This window comes from Helicobacter sp. 13S00482-2, from assembly GCF_002272795.1.
GTDB lineage: Bacteria > Campylobacterota > Campylobacteria > Campylobacterales > Helicobacteraceae > Helicobacter_J.
This window is the reverse complement of the sequence record NZ_MLAT01000087.1, coordinates 1-478: the sequence shown is the minus strand read 5'-3', so window position 1 is coordinate 478 and position 478 is coordinate 1. Positions and strand designations below refer to the sequence as shown.

The 478-nt window shown below is 34.3% G+C and carries 1 pseudogene; it reads left to right on the top strand.

Features of this window, described 5'->3' with window-relative positions:
- Positions 1–43: 43 nt before the first annotated feature.
- Positions 44–478 (top strand): annotated as a pseudogene (locus BKH42_RS09230) (filamentous hemagglutinin N-terminal domain-containing protein); the annotation flags it as partial.

Genomic DNA, 478 nt, shown 5'->3' with positions numbered 1-478 from the left:
TCTAGGAGGGATTGAGTTGAGTTTAATAACTAGGAATCATCAAATGAAAAGTTCATTAACTTCATTTCTAAAAAGAAGTATATCCATATTACTTTCCTCTTCACTCCTATCTTCTCAATCACTCCTAGCAGTTGAATCTATTCCTAATAATCTTCCCCCTATTGCTAATAACATTCCTAATGACGTTCAATCTAACATTCCTAACAACGTTCAATCCAACATTCCTAACAACATTCAATCCAATATTGCTCAATCCAACATTCCTGAACCTGATATTCCTAACAACATCCCTCCCCCTATCATCATTGATAACTCCCTCACTCCTCATAATCCCACTTTAGATACATCTCCTAATCACATTCCTATCATCAACATCTCTTCTCCTAATCCTAGAGGTATCTCTAATAATTACTTCAAAGAATTCAATGTCAATAAAGAAGGTCTCATCCTCAATAATTCAAAAGATCTATTCACTCTT